Genomic DNA, 15,230 nt, shown 5'->3' on the forward strand with positions numbered 1-15,230 from the left:
TTCCTTTGAGCTTTATTTCGTTTCCGATAAAATACAAAAATTTCAATTTTATAGTTGTAATCGTTTTTTGGGTCAGTATTTTGGTAAATACAAAATTTGAAAAATAATGAAAATTCCATAAATTTTGGATTTTGCACATAAAATAAATATCGCAAAAGCAAAAATCAAACAAAAATTTAAAAAGGCGGGCAATGAATAGAATTTTTATCACAGGCGATACACACGGCGGCTGGCGCGGGTTTAGCGGCGAAATGGCGCGATTTAAGAAGTTTGAGAAATTCGAAAGCGCGCTTTGCAAAGATGATTTTTTAATCATCGCTGGGGATTTTGGCTTTGTTTGGAATATGTTTCAAAGCGACGCACGCGAGGAGCAGTGGCTAAAATACTTCAATGAGCGCAAATTTACCACGCTTTTCATCGACGGCAACCATGAAAATTTCGACCGATTAAACGCCTATGAAATCAGCGAATTTGCTGGCGGCAAAGTGCATAAAATCAGCCAGAGCGTGTATCATTTAATGAGGGGGCAAGTCTATGAGATCGCAGGGCGCAAAATTTTCACCATGGGTGGCGCGCTTAGTATCGACCAAGATAGGCGAGAGCTTGGCTTTTCGTGGTGGGAGGGCGAAATGATAAGCCAGGCCGATATCTGCGAAGCGAACGCAAACCTCGCAAAACACGGCTTTAATGTCGATATCATCATCACGCACACCTGCCCCAGATTTGTCATACCGCGCGTGATAAAACTATCAATGGCTGCGAAAATCGATGATATAAATTCGAAAATTTTGCAGGATTTTTACGACAAAATAGAGTTCAAAAAGTGGTATTTTGGCCATTTTCACGAAGATTTTAAAATCGATGATAAATTTCGGGTGATTTATCAAGAAATCGAAGAAATTCGGCTTTAAATTTAAAAAAAACTTAAATTAATAAAATTTTGTAATTTTTTTATGTTCTAGCATCTTTTTGCGATAAATTATATCTTTTTTTTTTTTAAGAATTTTTATTATTTCGCTTAAATTTTTAAGTAACTTTTTATTTAATAAATTTTAAAATCCATTTACATTTTTTTAAAGGAGAGGAAAATGAAAGTTAAGTTTTTATTACTTAGTTCAGTAGTTGTTGCTAGCTCAGTATTCGCAGCTGACGATTTGGCAAAACTTGCAAAAGATAGCGGCCTACAAGCACTACCTAAAACTGCTGCTGAAATCGCAAAACTTGCAGAGAGTGCAGCACCAGATGCAAAAGATTTCCCAACAACCGACAAAAGAGTTGAACTTGGTAAAAAATTATATTTTGACCCAAGAATTTCAAGAAGTGGAATCATCAGCTGTAATACCTGCCACAACCTAGCAATCGGCGGAACTGACGGCGTTCCAGCTTCAACAGGTCACAAATGGACTCCAAACCCACACCATATCAATGCGCCTACAACACTAAACTCAGTGTTCAACTCAGCGCAATTCTGGGATGGTCGTGCAGCTCACCTAGCTGAGCAAGCAGCAGGTCCAGCAACAGCTGCTCCTGAAATGGCTGCAACTCCTGAGAGCGTAGAAAAACTACTTAACTCAATCCCTGGCTATGTTAAAGAATTCCAAGATGCTTATGGCAAAGATACAAAAATCACTTTCGATCTATTCGCTACAACAGTGGGAATTTTCGAAAGAACACTTGTAACTCCATCAAGATATGATGAGTTCTTAAACGGCGACTCAAAAGCCCTAACTGACGCCGAAAAAGAGGGTCTAAAAACATTTATCGATAAAGGTTGTGTATCTTGCCACAACGGAATCAACCTAGGCGGCACAATGCAACCGTTCGAAGTAGCAGGCAAATACGAATTCGCTAATGTTGGCGATTTCAAAGGCGATGCTAACGGTATGGTTAAAGCACCAGTTCTAAGAAATATTGTTGATACAGCTCCATATTTCCACAATGGCGCAATCTGGTCACTAAAAGACGCTGTTAAAGCAATGGGTAGCGTTCAACTTGGTATCGAAATCAGCGATGATGAAGCAAACAAAATCGTTACTTTCTTCAACGCTCTAAGCGGAAAACTACCTGATGCAGCTCTAAAATACCCAGTATTGCCAGCTAGAACAGATGCTACTCCAAAACCAGAGTTAGATTACTAAGGTTTTATAAATTCTCGTCGGACACACAAAGCTTGCCAAATTTGGCAAGCTTTTTTTATGCCCGAATTTTCTCACTAAATTTCACAGCAAAATTTCACTTGCTAAATTTTGCAGCAAAATTCATGGCGAATTTTCACTCGCTCTCGTAAATCATTTCGGTGCCATTAAATTCAGCAAGTGCGCGCGGAAATAGATACTCGCCACGAAAAAACGGCGCGTCAATATAGGTGTAAGCGGGGGTGAAATTTGGATAAATTTGCGCGATTTCATGCTCAATTAGCGTGGTGCAGTATAAATTTGGCTCAGTCGATTTTGCCAAAACAAACTCCTCGCCCACGCGTAAATTTAGCGAATTTATCAAATTTCGCTTCTCTTGTGCGCTTAAAAAATTTATCCTTGCTACGCCAAATTTACGCGCACGAGAGACAAACTCATCTAGCGAGCTTATCACGACGCCGTTTTGAGCGTATCGCTTGTCGCTGATTGCGTGCAGGATTTGTATCGGCGCAGTATCTATCACTACCCCCACATGCGAATACTTCCACTCGCTCATTTGCGCGATTAGCGTGCTATCAAACTCATCGCCTAGGCGAAAAACCAGATCGCCGGGTGCTAAATTTGGCAAATTTGTTAAATTTTGCAAATTTAGGGTTTTAAATTTTAAATTTTTGTCTTGAAAAAATTGCGGTAAATTTTGGCGGATTTGCGGGATTTGCACCGCCAAAAAAAGCGCAAATCCCAAAAAAATAAAAAGCGAAATTTTAAATTTCATAAACTATCGCCATACTACCTTCCAATCGCCTTGATGATTTTTGCGCACCCTGGCGTCAAGTTCTTCGGTAGTGCCGTCGCCAAAGGTGATTTTGACCTTCATTCTGCCAGCGTCTTTGCCGATATTTTTATCGGTGATTTCGATTGTTTTGCACCCTCCGCGCCTCATAGCGTCTCTTGTGGTGGTGCCTGACATCGAGTCTAGCTTGCTCTCTACCTTGCGCTTTGTGGCTTCATCTTTCATTTGGCTTTCGCTTAGATACACTAGGCTCGCGCCTTTTTCAATATCTCCTTTGCACCCTACCGAATCGACATAGCTTTTCACCACTTCCTCAGGACCTTCGCCACAACCCACAAAAACTAACATTATAATCGCTGAAAATAACCTTTTCATCGCTACTCCTTAAAATTTAGAAAATATTCACCTTCCACTCGCCTTTGTGATTTTTGCGCACTTTCATCATATCATCTATCGTTTTGCCATCTTTAAAAACTATCCGCACTTTCACCGTGCCGACATCCTCGCCGAGATTTTTATCTACGATTTCAATCGATTTTAGACCGTTATGTTTTTTGGCTACCTCCATAGCCTCACCTACCAACATACCCACTTTGCCCTCTAATGCAGGCTTGACACTTTCATCTTGCATATCTTCTTTGCTAAGATAAATAAGGCTTGCGGCTGTTTTTGTATCGCCAGCATACCCTGCTTCCAAAAAGCCCTTTACCGTATCATCGACACTACCGCCACCACAACCGATTAGAAAAAACATAGCAAAAAACGCTAAAATTAGCTTCTTCATACTCTCTCCTTAAAAACTGATTTCTTTGATATCTGCGATTTTTTTGAACGCATTGTAGATTTGACCTACATTTGCGATACGATTTGCCCTGATAGCCTCGTCATCGACATTTATCATAACTTTTTCAAAAAACATATCGATTTTATCTTTCAATCCAAAAAGCGCATTTAGGTAAGCCTCAGGCTCGTTTTGGCTCACGCTAATTGCATTAAACGCCGAATTTAGCTCGCCCTCAGCTTCGTTTTGAAAAAGCGTTTCATCGACAGCACCGATTTTTTCATCTTTTATGATATTTGATAGGCGTTTGAAGGTGTCGAAATTATCCTTAAATTTCTCATCTTTTGAAATTTTATCAAGTGCCATAATCGCGCTACCAAGAGCCTTTATATCATCTTCGCCGCTGTTTAAGCACGCTTTTATAATAGATGGATTGACATCGTAAATAGCATAAAGTCTATCTTTGATAAAATCCAATAATTTATCGCTATCAAGCCCAGAATATTGCACCGCTACATTTTTAACTAGCGCCCCCAAATCCAAATTTAGCCCCAAATTTTGCACGATTTTGATAATTCCAGCGGCCGCGCGGCGCAGTGCGTAAGGATCTTTGTTACCACTTGGAATTTTATTTATGCTAAATAGACCTGCTAGACTTTCAAATTTCGTAGCAACCCCCACGAGCGACGAAAACACGCCAGTAGGAAGCTCGCTGTCCTCGGAATTTGGCAGGTATTGCTCATAAATCGCGCGCGAGATTAGCTCGTTTTTGCCCGCATGCGCGGCGTAGTAGCTTCCCATAATGCCTTGAAGCTCGCTAAATTCGCCCACCATAGTGCTAACCAAATCCGCCTTGCTAAGCATTATCGCCTCTTCTAGCGCGCTAGTATAATCCCCGCCAAACTCAGCCCTAAGCTCTTTATCCCAAAATTTAGCAATCTCTTTTGCAACAGAGATTTCGCGGACTTGCTTATCATAAATCGAGCCAAGCCCGCTTAGATACGAAACGCTTTTTAGTTTTTCTGGATTTAGCCCTGATTTTAGATCGCTTTGCCAAAAAAACATCGCATCGCTTAATCTTGCGCGCAAAACTTTCTCGTTTCCGCGCACGATTAGACTGTTATCATCGGTGATTGCATTGCTTGCGACGACGAAATGATTGCTTAGCTTGCCATTTTTGAAAACTGGAAAATAGCGTTGATTTTCTTTCATCGAAGTGATGATTACCTCTTTTGGCACTGCCAAAAACTCAGCCTCGAAACTGCCAAGTAGCGCGGTTGGGTGCTCGGTAATGGCGACAACCTCGCTTAGCAAATCCTCGTCGATTTCGATTGTAACGCCATTTGCGCTCTCGATTTCTTTAAATTCGGCCAGGATTTTTTCTTTGCGTTTTTGTGCGCTTAAAATCACGCCGTGTTTTTCCAAAAGCGAGAAATATTCCTCTGCGCTAGTAAATTTCACTTTTTCATAACCAAAGCTTCTGTGTGGGAAAAACGCTAGCTCGCTTTTTACGCCATAAATTTCAAACTCCACGCTCTCATTTCCTAGCAAGCAAGCCACACTTCGAAGCGGGCGGATAAACTCGAATTTGCCCTCGCCCCAGCGCATAGCTCTACCGAAATTTAAACTACCCAAAAACTCCTCAATCATCGCACCTAGCACGCTTTTGCTAGGCTCGCCTTTTTGCACGCTCTCAAAATACAGCACCTCTTTGCCGTCAATTTCTTTAAATTTGAGTTCGTTTTCACTAATTCCACATTTGCTAGCAAAGCTTAGCGCGGCCTTACTCCATGCGCCGTCTTTTAGGGCAACTGATTTTGGCGCGCCAGTTTGCACGATGAGGCTGTCGCTTTGTGTGCTAGCGAAATTTTCGTGGCAGATGACAAATCTGCGAGGGGTAAATTCGAAGCTAAATTCGCTTTGCAATCGGTATTTTTCCAAAACCGCACTCCATTTTGGCGCAATGTTTTTGTATTCCTTCAAAAACGGGATTGCTGGGAGTTCTTCGACTCCAATTTCAATAAGTAATTTCATTTTTTTCTTCCTTTTCTTGATTTCGTTTATTATTTTTTTCTATCATTTGTTTGTTAAACCCGATGACCAAAAACGCCATAAACAGCACAAATGCGGTCATCATAAGCAGATGTATCATTGAACTATAAACTCCTTTTGCTCATCATAAATCGTAAAATACGCATTGTTAAATTTTGCATTTTTTTGATTTTTGATTTTGCCTTTTTTGGAATAAATTTTATATTTTCGCCCATTTACCACGATTTGCCCGTCCGTCACATCGCCCCAGATTTGCGCTACGACATCGCCTGGAGAGATTGTGTGATAGTTAATCTCTTTTAGCGTGTATTTTTCGATACTGCCGATATTTCCGTGGTTTTTGAGGATTTTTGCCTCGCTAAGTTCGAATTTTTTCCTATAAATTTTAGCTTTTTGCACGGCAAGATCTAGCTTATCGCCCACGCTAACGCCACTTAGCCCATACACAAACACGCCCTTGCTACCTTGCGAAATCGCGCTTCCGTGCTTGTTGGTGTAGGTTACGACTGCGTTTTTTAGGATAAATGGGGCAGAATTTACATCGCCGTAAATTTCAGAAATTTGCGCCTCTTTTAACTCTAAATTTGGGTTTTGCACGGCTAAATTTTTGGGTTTGTTTGGCGAAATTTTTTCACTGCTTAAAACAAAGCTAAGCGCGATATGATCGGAGCTTTGTGCCACGCTTTCGGCCTTAAACGAGCCTTTTTTGTAGCCAAATTTTGCCTTGCCAAAAAAATCATCGCTAAGTAAAATATGATCTAGCAAAGCCCCGCTATCGTGGGATTTGCACGCGATTAGTTTATTTGCGAAGCAGACATTATCGCTCCACAAATCGACAAATTTGCCCTCGCCCAAAATTTCGTTTAAAAGCGAATTTTTGCCAATGCCGGTATTAAAATCGCCCAAAATCACGCTGTTTTTTTTGTTTTTTATGACACTTGCTAAAAAATCAAAACTCTTTTTTCTATCCCCGATAGAATTGCGTGCAGAAAGCATGTGCAGGGCATACACGCTAAATCTCGCCCCCTCAAACTCAAAATCCGCTCTTAATATATCACGAGTTTTGACGCTACTCATACGGTAATACTCGCTCGAAATTATCGGGATTTTTGATAGCACAGCCACGCCAGCTGGGGCTGATTTGGGGTTTGAAAATTTATAAAATTTATACTGCGTTTTGTTGGCGAGAGCCTTTAAAACGCCTTCGTTTTCAATCTCTTGAAGTGCGATTATATCGGCGTTTATCTCTAAAATTTCGCTCGCAATTTTATTTAATTTTTCTTTATATTTTGTCTTGTTCCATTTGCCTGATTCTAGGCGGAAATCCTCGTATTCGTTGCCGTTGTTTTCGCCGTCAAAGAGATTTTCGACATTGTAAGTGGCGATTTTCAGCTCCGCGCCAAAGAGTGCGAGTGCAACGAAAAGAAGGGCTAAAATTCGCAAATCTCGCTCCTAAAATCAAATTCGCCCAAATTTTGGCGAATCGCCTCGTATGTGATAATGCCCACGCTCGTGGCCAAATTTAGACTTCGCCCAAGCGCAGTCATTGGAATTGTTATACAATTTTCACGATTTATTCTCATTATATCAAGTGGCAGACCATGCCCCTCTGCGCCAAAAAATATAAAATCATTTTTTTGAAATTTAGCCTCGTAATACAGCTTGTTTGTCTTGGTCGTAGCGAAGAAAAATCGCTCTTTGTGCGCCTCGTTTGCTGCGTAAAATTCGTCCCAGCTCTCCCAAACTCTCAAATCCAAATTCGCCCAGTAATCAAGGCCCGCTCTGCGCAAATGCTTATCATCAATGACAAAACCAAGTGGTTTGATTAGGTGCAATCTACTGCCACAATTCACGCACATGCGCCCAATCGAGCCTGTGTTTGTGTGGATTTCGGGATTTACTAAAACGATATTAAACATCAAGCCTTCCTTATTAATTCAAACCGATGATTTTACTAAAAACTCTCTAAATTTACGCTTTTTTGCGGGAATTTTCTTTGAATTTAGCGCAAAATTTAACCAAATTTTGCCTTTAAAAATTCTCTTATCTCATCTTTTTGACAGCGCTAGATTTCATTTGCGATTTCTTGCCCTTAAATCCGTCATTTATAACAGCTTCGCTTCCTACTTTTGAAGCGAATTTGCGCTCATATAATTAATCATTATGGCGGCAAGGATATCACTCTACAATACTTTTTTATCTTTCCATCATAAATATTTCCCACAAATCTTGCGGAATAAGTTCTCCTAGCGTTTTTTCATCTGGCACATCAACATGTCCCCAACGCCCACGCCATGTTTCCCAAGTTAGAATTTTAATTGTATAAGGAAATTTGGCTGTTTTGACATTTTTGGAAAGAGTTATTGCATATATAGGGGCATGTCTATCTATTTCATCTATCTCTTTAATTATTTCTGGTGAGCATTGTTTTTTAACCTCTTCCGGAAAGCGGTCTTTGCCTGTATTTACTCTAATGCCGTATTTTGCAATCGCTTCTTTGCATGATAATGGCGGTTCATAATTAAAATAATTTCCATAAGCCAAATAATAGCTTACAATTTTATTGATTTGTTCTTCATTTAAAAAATAAGCGGTTAAATTGCTTCCTAGCAAAATAGGTTTTTGTGAATTTTTAACATCATATAAAGCGCAATCATTAATTCCGTAACCTTTAAGACAAGATAAAAAGTATTTGTCATCACCGTGATTAAAATATCTTGAATCAATTCCCATACCTTCAATAATTGGTATATTTTCTCGGTCTAATAAAACCGCTTTTTTTGGATTGGTAATATCATAAATTTTGCAATAATCAACCATATTTCCATCTTCCATAACGCAAATTTGGAAATATTGTTTGTTGTTTTTACTAAAATATTTGTAATTTTGACTGAAATAATAGCGATAGTTATCTTTATATTTGTAATCGTATGCAATCGACTGACGAATATCTTGCTTCTGACAGTCTTCCATATCGCTTTCGTTGCCAAAAGCGTAATCACAAAATAAATTTTCTAACTCTTTATTTAGTGCGGGTAGATTGGTTTGCACAAATTCGACATCATAGTCTTTTTCATGCTTATAACTTACTACTTTGGCTTCTAATGGGTTATTTATAGAAGCATTTTCTGCCATTGCCAATATAGGGGTAGATAAGCATAAAACTACGCTTAATAAGTATTTTGTTTTCATTTAAAACCTTTCCAAGCTAATATATAGTGAGTAATTGCACATATTTTTGTTTTATCAAATTTATCATTTTCCATACCTTACTTAACCTAAATTTATAAAATTTACAAATTAAAACTTGCCAAATATTTTTTTATTTCATCTCTTTGGCGGCGTTTGATTTCATTTGCGATTTCTTTGCCCTTAAATCCGTCATTTATGACGGCTTCGCTTCCTACTTTTGAAGCAAATTTTTTCTCATAAATTCCAAGTTTTTTAGCGCGATTTATACGAGTTTTATTATACGCTCCAAGCCACGAATTTATCGGTATTTGCAAGGCGATTTGCATTAGTTTTTCATCGTCGATTTTTTTGTAAAAAGGCTCGATTAAAATGCGCTTAAAATGCGAATTTAGCTTTAAATTTTCCAAAGTTTGTTTTTTGTCTAAATTTAGCAAATTTAAAACTGCATATAAAAAAAATGCCTCATTTTTTATAACTTTCCGCCCATTATCGATAAAATTTGCGATTTTTGCGCACCGCTCCCGCGAAATTTGCACGCCAAAAATTTTCTCAAACAGCCCCAAATCGTATAAAATTTTAAGTCCCAAACCCTGAAATTTAGCCCTAAAAAGCTTGATTAGCTCAGCGCAAATCCGCTCCACACTCAAATCAGAAGTATCGATTTGGCGCATTAATTCCAAACTTTTTGGCTCGATATCGAAGCCAAACCGCGCCGCAAACTGCACCCCACGATACACTCTTAGGCTATCTTCGACGAAGCTTTTTTCATCGACAACGCGCAAAATTCGGGCCCTTAAATCATTTAACCCGCCGTAAAAATCCAGCACCTCGCCACTAAAAATATTTATCATCATCGAATTTATCGTAAAATCCCTGCGCCTAGCACCGATTTTTTCATCATTTGCAAGGGCGACTTCAAAGGCTTTGTGCCCCACTCCGACCTTGTTTTCGGTGCGAGGCAAAGCAATGTCGAAATTGTGAAATTTATAGACGAAAAACTGCTTTCCAGTCCCAAGTGCGCCAAGCTCGCCCATAATTTCGCTAAATTTTTGCGGATTTATATCATAAACTTCGATGTCAATGTCGCCACTTTCGCGCCCCAAGAAAAAATCGCGCACGAAACCGCCGACGAAATACGCTCTTTTTGTATGTTTTTTAAGAAGGTCGAAAATAGCGATAAAATCGCTATTTTGATAAATTTTCAAGTCTGTTTTCGATACTCGCAAGTAAAAATTCCATAAATTTCAAATTCAGCTCGACCCTAGCCTCGATATCTGTGCTATCGAAGGAATTTAGCCCCTCAAAAAGCACCAATATCCGCTCCCTAACCGCGCTTAAAAACGCCACCTCATCGCTGTTTGCGCTAGCCTTGTTTTTAGGAGTATTAAAATTCATCTCGCTAAAATTCAAGCTATCATCATCGCCCAAATTTTGCGCAATCTCGTCGCTGTTTAAATCAGCGCTCAATTCATCGTTTGAGTGCTCGATAAACTCAGCAAAACTCACCGCGCTGGTAGAATTTTGTGAATTTTGCACCTGTTTTTGCGCTTTGATTTCGCTTTTTACAGCGTTAATGATATCGTTAAATTCGTTCTCATAATCCATTTATTAGCCACCTTTTAAGCTCACGATTTTTATGCCCGCCAGGACTTAGGAAAATCTCGCTCATTTGCATATTTACACCGCTTTTTATCCTGTGATTTAATCTCACTCTGGCAAATGCCACCCTAGCGTCGCTGTCGTTTGGATCTACGCGCAAGAGCGTGCGAGCAAGTGCCAGAGCGCCGTAAAAATCGCCCTCGCGCTCCATTTTTAGGATTTCTTCTATCGCTTCGCCCATTTTGCGCCCAGATTAAAATTTATGCGTATAATCGCTGATAATAGAGCCAATTTCGCTAGTAGAGCAGATTTCTTTGGCGTCAAATTTCGCTATATCTTTGGTGCGGTATCCATCTCGCAAGACCGATTTCACGGCGTTTTCGATACACTGCGCCGCTTCGGCCTCATTAAATGCGTATCGTAGCATCATCGCAGCACTCATTATGGTTGCGATCGGATTTGCGATTCCTTGACCTGCGATATCGGGCGCAGAGCCGTGAATCGGCTCATAGATTCCTACCTTGCCACCGATACTAGCACTTGGCAAAAGTCCAATCGAGCCACAAATCATACTCGCCTCATCGCTTAAAATATCGCCGAATAAATTCTCGGTTAGTAGCACATCGAACTGCTTAGGATCGCGCACGAGTTGCATTGCAGCGTTATCGACATACATTTGCTCGACCGCAACTTCTGGGTATGATTTTGCCACCTCTGCAACTACTTCGCGCCAAAGCTGACTTGTTTCTAGCACATTTGCCTTATCGACTAGGGTGATTTTTTTGCCCCGTTTCATCGCCGCTTCAAAGGCGATTTTCGATACTCGCTCGATCTCTTCGTAGCTATAAACCATAGTGTTAAATGCGCTTTTTTCGTGTTTTTCGCGTGGTTGTCCAAAGTAAATTCCGCCCGTTAGCTCGCGCACGACCAAGATATCCACGCCTCTGACGGTCTCTGGTTTGAGAGTAGAAGCGTTGATTAATTCATCAAAAATGATTGCCGGGCGCAGGTTTGCAAACGCACCAAGCTCTTTTCTAAGTTTTAAAAGTCCGCTTTCAGGGCGTAAATGTCGCGCTAAATTGTCCCATTTAGCCCCGCCAATCGCACCAAAAAGCACAGCGTCGCTTGCTTTGGCGGCATTTAGTGTCTCATCAGGGAGCGGAACGCCGAAAATATCGACAGCGCAACCGCCCATTAAATGGTAGTCGAAATTTAACTCAAAGCCAAATTTATGGCTCACACTATCTAAAACCTTAACCGCTTCTTCTACGATTTCAGGGCCGATTCCATCGCCTTTTATGACACAAACATTATAAGTTTTCATAAATTTCCTTAATTATTTCATTTGAGATTTCGCATAATTTATCGCGCCACCTGCATTTAGCAGTTTTTGCATAAATGGTGGAATTGCGCCGAATTTATACTGCGTATTTTGGGTCAAATTTTGGATTATTCCCTTATCCAAATCGATTTTTAGCTCATCGCCTTCGCCAATTTCATCAGTTTGGTCGCACTCTAAAATCAAAAGCCCCATATTGAAGCTGTTGCGATAAAAAATCCTAGCGAAATTTTTCGCGATTACGCACGAAATACCTGCCGCTTTTAGCGCCATTGGAGCGTGCTCTCTACTGCTGCCGCAACCAAAATTTTTACCAGCTACGATGATGTCGCCTTGCGAAATTTTGTTATAAAAATCCTTGTCAGCGTCCTCCATAATGTGCTTTGCAAGCACATCTGCATCAGATGTATTCAAATATCTAGCCGCGATGATTATGTCCGTGTCGATATTGTCTGCAAACTTCCATACTTTTGCCATAATTTTCACCTTTTCAGTTTTAAAATAAACTTTTGATTTTAGCAAAACTTAGATTAAATTTAAATCAATTTAGCCAAAAAACAGCGTATGAATTTTGCAAAATTTTAAAAATTCAGCCAAATTTTAAATTTTGAAATTTTGCCCTAAATTTGGGAATTTTTTATAAATTTAAGTTTTACTTTATAAAATTTGGGTATAATTAAAGGTTATTTTTGCAGACAAGGAGATTTGATGGCAGTATCAGCAAAAGAACTTAACTCTACGCTTGAACAATTTTTTGAAGAAAACCAAAAAAGCTACATAACCTTTGAAAGATTGATTAAATTTTTCGATATAGCTCCAAAGACAGCTGTCGTAAAAAAAATCGAAACTCTTATCAAAAAATACGATGTGGAGCTTATTTCGGCTGCTGAAATTTCAAAAATCCGAAATATCGAGGACGCAAAATTAAAAGAAGCTACCCAAAAAAGACTACTTGACGAGGGCTGGGACGATGATTTTGATATCTCAAATGATGTCGAGCTTTTGGAGTGGTCGCGCTCTGATAGCCCAGTGCGTATGTATCTGCGCGAAATGGGACAAATCCCGCTTCTGACCAAAGACGGCGAAATAGAAATCAGCAAAAAAATCGAGCTTGGCGAGGATATCATCATCGATGCGTTTTGCTCTGTGCCATACCTAATCGACTTTATTTTGGATTACAAAGAGCCTTTAATCAACCGCGAACGCCGCGTAAAAGAGCTTTTTAAAAGCTTTGATGATAGCGACGAAGAGGGAGCTGAGGACGAGGAAATCGACGATGATTTTAGCGATGATGAGAGTGAGGGCGAAGATGAGGAAAAAGAGGTCAAAAAAGCCCCTAAGAAAAACGACAAACGCACTCTAAAAGTCATCGAAAGCTTCAAAGCCCTAGACAAAGCCAAAAGAGAGTGGATGAGATTTGCCGAAAAAAACGCCGAACAAATCAAAGATAGCAACGACACACTATCTAAGCTAAATTTGGCATTTAAAAAGAAAATTTTAAAAGAAAAACTTATGGATTTGGGTCCAACTAGCAAGCTAATTACCGAAATCGTAAAATCAATGGAAACCGCCCTTAAAAGCGACGCAGGGTTTGACAAAGAGCTAAAACGCCTAGAATACAAGCTTCCAATGTTTAGCCAAGAGCTTCGCGAAAACCACGAAAAAATCCTAAAAGACATAACAAAACTAAGCAAAGAAGATATCATCGCCCGTGTGCCAGAAGCAACCATGGTATCGACTTATGTGGATATCAAAAAACTGTTTTTGACAAAAGAGGCAAGCAAAAAAAGCTTCAACTTAGAGCCTGAGAGATTAAAAGAAATTTTAGAGCAAATCAAGCGTGGCAAACGCATAAGCGACAACGCAAAAGCGCGCATGGCTAAGTCAAATTTGCGCCTAGTTGTGAGTATCGCCAAACGCTACACAAACCGCGGATTACCGTTTTTGGATCTAATCCAAGAGGGAAATATCGGACTTATGAAGGCTGTGGATAAATTCGAATATCGCAGAGGATACAAATTTTCCACATACGCCACATGGTGGATACGCCAAGCCATATCGCGCGCAATCGCCGATCAAGCCCGCACAATCCGTATCCCAATCCACATGATTGAAACAATTAATCGCATAAACAAAATCACACGCAAATATATCCAAGAAGGTGGCAAAGAACCAGACATCAATGTCATCGCCGAGGAAGTGGGACTTAGCGTGGATAAGGTCAAGCAAGTCATCAAAATCACAAAAGAGCCAATCAGCCTAGAAGCGCCAATCGGCAACGAAGACGACGGCAAATTCGGCGATTTTGTCGAGGATAAAAACTCAATCTCGCCAATCGAGCAAATCCTAAAATCAGATTTAAAAGAGCAAATCGACGATATTTTAGAGCAGTTAAACGATCGCGAGCGCACGGTGATTCGCATGAGATTTGGGTTATTAGACGATGAGAGCGACCGCACGCTCGAAGAAATCGGCAAGGAGCTAAATATCACCAGAGAGCGTGTGCGCCAAATAGAGAGTTCTGCGATCAAAAAGCTAAAACACCCAAAAATCGGTCGCAAACTCAAAACCTACATTGAATCTTAAAATTTAAATTTCGCCCTTTTTGGGCGAAATTTTACCTCGTCTTATGAGCAAATTCGAAATTTTCAAATCCACAATACCGGTTATGTTAGGTTATATTCCGCTTGGAATCGCGTTTGGAATTTACGGCATTTCGCAGGGATTGGAGTTTTGGGTGATGATGATAACTAGCCTGCTAGTCTATGCAGGGAGCGTGGAGTTCGTGCTGGTGGCGTTTATCGTAACTGGCGCCTCGCTGATAGATACCTTTATCATCTCGTTTTTGCTAAATTTTCGCCATTTTTTCTACACAATGTCGCTCATCGACGAACTGCGCGCAATCCCACGCAAAATTTATCCCATTTATGCGCTTACTGATGAGACATTTGCTCTGCTTAAAACTCGCGTTTTTTTAAGCGATGATGAGCGCAAAAATGGCATTAGCGAGCAAAGAGCGCGCGAGCTGGGGCTGATTTATAATCTCACGGCTGTTTTTAACCACTCGTATTGGATTAGCGGTGTGGCGATTGGATCAATCCTTGGAGCTAGTTTAAATGTCGATTTTAGCGGGGTTGAATTTAGCCTTGTGGCACTTTTTGCGATGCTAAGTTACGAAATGTTTAAATCAAACCCACAGCATAAAATTTTGATTTTTAGCCTTATTTGCGCGTTTGCGGGGCTGTTTGTATTCCCTGTGAAATACTATCTTTTTGGCACTTTGCTTTGCGCGATTTTTGCGCTTTTAGCATTTCGCAAATTTTTCGAAAGGCCCTAGTA

At 40.1% G+C, this 15,230-nt stretch carries 17 protein-coding genes; 4 read left to right on the top strand and 13 right to left on the bottom strand.

From position 1 onward, the window contains the following. Positions 1–191: 191 nt before the first annotated feature. Both OFO12_RS00610 and OFO12_RS00615 read left to right on the top strand, forming a co-directional pair. Positions 192–911, top strand: coding sequence for a metallophosphoesterase family protein (locus OFO12_RS00610; RefSeq protein ID WP_270869094.1), 720 nt, complete (start codon positions 192–194; stop codon positions 909–911). A gap of 177 nt (positions 912–1,088) precedes the next feature. Next, a complete protein-coding gene (locus tag OFO12_RS00615; RefSeq protein ID WP_270858218.1) occupies positions 1,089–2,138 on the top strand; it encodes a cytochrome-c peroxidase in 1,050 nt (349 codons plus the stop codon). A 133-nt stretch (positions 2,139–2,271) separates the two neighbouring features. On the opposite strand, the gene OFO12_RS00620 is transcribed toward OFO12_RS00615, so the two are convergent. The 13 genes from OFO12_RS00620 to OFO12_RS00680 all read right to left on the bottom strand — a co-directional run bounded on the left by OFO12_RS00620 (position 2,272) and on the right by OFO12_RS00680 (position 12,368). Next, positions 2,272–2,910 carry a YiiX/YebB-like N1pC/P60 family cysteine hydrolase gene (locus tag OFO12_RS00620; protein WP_270869095.1) on the bottom strand — a complete coding sequence of 213 codons (639 nt, stop codon included), beginning with the start codon at positions 2,908–2,910 and terminating at the stop codon, positions 2,272–2,274. Positions 2,911–2,913: 3 nt separating this feature from the next. Then, positions 2,914–3,303, bottom strand: coding sequence for a DUF4878 domain-containing protein (locus OFO12_RS00625; protein ID WP_270868732.1), 390 nt, complete (start codon positions 3,301–3,303; stop codon positions 2,914–2,916). Between the two features lie 16 nt (positions 3,304–3,319). Further along, positions 3,320–3,712: a DUF4878 domain-containing protein gene (locus OFO12_RS00630; RefSeq protein WP_270869096.1), complete on the bottom strand. Its 393-nt coding sequence runs from the start codon at positions 3,710–3,712 to the stop codon at positions 3,320–3,322. A 9-nt stretch (positions 3,713–3,721) separates the two neighbouring features. Beyond that, positions 3,722–5,743, bottom strand: coding sequence for a glycine--tRNA ligase subunit beta (gene glyS, locus OFO12_RS00635; protein ID WP_270869097.1), 2,022 nt, complete (start codon positions 5,741–5,743; stop codon positions 3,722–3,724). Further along, complete coding sequence (locus OFO12_RS00640) at positions 5,727–5,861, bottom strand: hypothetical protein (protein WP_270858223.1); 135 nt, start codon at positions 5,859–5,861, stop codon at positions 5,727–5,729. Before OFO12_RS00640 ends, glyS begins: the two co-directional genes overlap by 17 nt. Continuing rightward, the gene (locus OFO12_RS00645; protein WP_270869098.1) at positions 5,858–7,204 is read right to left on the bottom strand and encodes an endonuclease/exonuclease/phosphatase family protein; all 1,347 of its coding nucleotides are present in this window, start codon (positions 7,202–7,204) and stop codon (positions 5,858–5,860) included. Before OFO12_RS00645 ends, OFO12_RS00640 begins: the two co-directional genes overlap by 4 nt. Further along, positions 7,192–7,680 (bottom strand): tRNA (cytidine(34)-2'-O)-methyltransferase, encoded by a 489-nt coding sequence (locus OFO12_RS00650; protein ID WP_270869099.1) that lies wholly within the window; start codon positions 7,678–7,680, stop codon positions 7,192–7,194. The genes OFO12_RS00645 and OFO12_RS00650 overlap by 13 nt, the downstream gene beginning before the upstream one ends. Before the next feature lie 277 nt (positions 7,681–7,957). Further along, the gene (locus OFO12_RS00655; RefSeq protein ID WP_270869100.1) at positions 7,958–8,953 is read right to left on the bottom strand and encodes a hypothetical protein; all 996 of its coding nucleotides are present in this window, start codon (positions 8,951–8,953) and stop codon (positions 7,958–7,960) included. Between the two features lie 101 nt (positions 8,954–9,054). After that, positions 9,055–10,158: a CCA tRNA nucleotidyltransferase gene (locus tag OFO12_RS00660; RefSeq protein WP_270869101.1), complete on the bottom strand. Its 1,104-nt coding sequence runs from the start codon at positions 10,156–10,158 to the stop codon at positions 9,055–9,057. Continuing rightward, a complete protein-coding gene (locus OFO12_RS00665; protein WP_270869102.1) occupies positions 10,139–10,558 on the bottom strand; it encodes a CiaD-like domain-containing protein in 420 nt (139 codons plus the stop codon). The genes OFO12_RS00660 and OFO12_RS00665 overlap by 20 nt, the downstream gene beginning before the upstream one ends. Continuing rightward, entirely contained in the window at positions 10,548–10,793 is a 246-nt protein-coding gene (locus tag OFO12_RS00670; RefSeq protein WP_270858229.1) for a hypothetical protein, read from the bottom strand. Before OFO12_RS00670 ends, OFO12_RS00665 begins: the two co-directional genes overlap by 11 nt. Before the next feature lie 12 nt (positions 10,794–10,805). After that, positions 10,806–11,876: a 3-isopropylmalate dehydrogenase gene (gene leuB, locus OFO12_RS00675; RefSeq protein WP_270869103.1), complete on the bottom strand. Its 1,071-nt coding sequence runs from the start codon at positions 11,874–11,876 to the stop codon at positions 10,806–10,808. Between the two features lie 12 nt (positions 11,877–11,888). Beyond that, entirely contained in the window at positions 11,889–12,368 is a 480-nt protein-coding gene (locus OFO12_RS00680; RefSeq protein ID WP_270868740.1) for a 3-isopropylmalate dehydratase small subunit, read from the bottom strand. A 231-nt stretch (positions 12,369–12,599) separates the two neighbouring features. Between OFO12_RS00680 and rpoD the strand changes: the two genes are divergently transcribed. Together rpoD and OFO12_RS00690 are read left to right on the top strand one after the other, a co-directional pair. Next, positions 12,600–14,477: an RNA polymerase sigma factor RpoD gene (gene rpoD, locus OFO12_RS00685; RefSeq protein ID WP_270865111.1), complete on the top strand. Its 1,878-nt coding sequence runs from the start codon at positions 12,600–12,602 to the stop codon at positions 14,475–14,477. Between the two features lie 43 nt (positions 14,478–14,520). Beyond that, complete coding sequence (locus tag OFO12_RS00690) at positions 14,521–15,228, top strand: AzlC family ABC transporter permease (RefSeq protein ID WP_270869104.1); 708 nt, start codon at positions 14,521–14,523, stop codon at positions 15,226–15,228. Positions 15,229–15,230: the final 2 nt, after the last annotated feature.

The organism is Campylobacter sp. JMF_04 NA10, assembly GCF_027737655.1.
GTDB lineage: Bacteria > Campylobacterota > Campylobacteria > Campylobacterales > Campylobacteraceae > Campylobacter_B.

Bases quoted from the DNA above. Each gene is read 5' to 3' on its own strand.
- OFO12_RS00610 (WP_270869094.1), top strand. From the start codon at position 192: ATGAATAGAATTTTTATCACAGGCGATACACACGGCGGCTGGCGCGGG.
- OFO12_RS00615 (WP_270858218.1), top strand. From the start codon at position 1,089: ATGAAAGTTAAGTTTTTATTACTTAGTTCAGTAGTTGTTGCTAGCTCA.
- OFO12_RS00655 (WP_270869100.1), bottom strand. From the start codon at position 8,953: ATGAAAACAAAATACTTATTAAGCGTAGTTTTATGCTTATCTACCCCT.
- OFO12_RS00620 (WP_270869095.1), bottom strand. From the start codon at position 2,910: ATGAAATTTAAAATTTCGCTTTTTATTTTTTTGGGATTTGCGCTTTTT.
- OFO12_RS00625 (WP_270868732.1), bottom strand. From the start codon at position 3,303: ATGAAAAGGTTATTTTCAGCGATTATAATGTTAGTTTTTGTGGGTTGT.
- OFO12_RS00650 (WP_270869099.1), bottom strand. From the start codon at position 7,680: ATGTTTAATATCGTTTTAGTAAATCCCGAAATCCACACAAACACAGGC.
- OFO12_RS00640 (WP_270858223.1), bottom strand. From the start codon at position 5,861: ATGATACATCTGCTTATGATGACCGCATTTGTGCTGTTTATGGCGTTT.
- OFO12_RS00670 (WP_270858229.1), bottom strand. From the start codon at position 10,793: ATGGGCGAAGCGATAGAAGAAATCCTAAAAATGGAGCGCGAGGGCGAT.
- OFO12_RS00665 (WP_270869102.1), bottom strand. From the start codon at position 10,558: ATGGATTATGAGAACGAATTTAACGATATCATTAACGCTGTAAAAAGC.
- leuB (WP_270869103.1), bottom strand. From the start codon at position 11,876: ATGAAAACTTATAATGTTTGTGTCATAAAAGGCGATGGAATCGGCCCT.
- OFO12_RS00630 (WP_270869096.1), bottom strand. From the start codon at position 3,712: ATGAAGAAGCTAATTTTAGCGTTTTTTGCTATGTTTTTTCTAATCGGT.
- OFO12_RS00690 (WP_270869104.1), top strand. From the start codon at position 14,521: ATGAGCAAATTCGAAATTTTCAAATCCACAATACCGGTTATGTTAGGT.
- OFO12_RS00680 (WP_270868740.1), bottom strand. From the start codon at position 12,368: ATGGCAAAAGTATGGAAGTTTGCAGACAATATCGACACGGACATAATC.
- rpoD (WP_270865111.1), top strand. From the start codon at position 12,600: ATGGCAGTATCAGCAAAAGAACTTAACTCTACGCTTGAACAATTTTTT.
- glyS (WP_270869097.1), bottom strand. From the start codon at position 5,743: ATGAAATTACTTATTGAAATTGGAGTCGAAGAACTCCCAGCAATCCCG.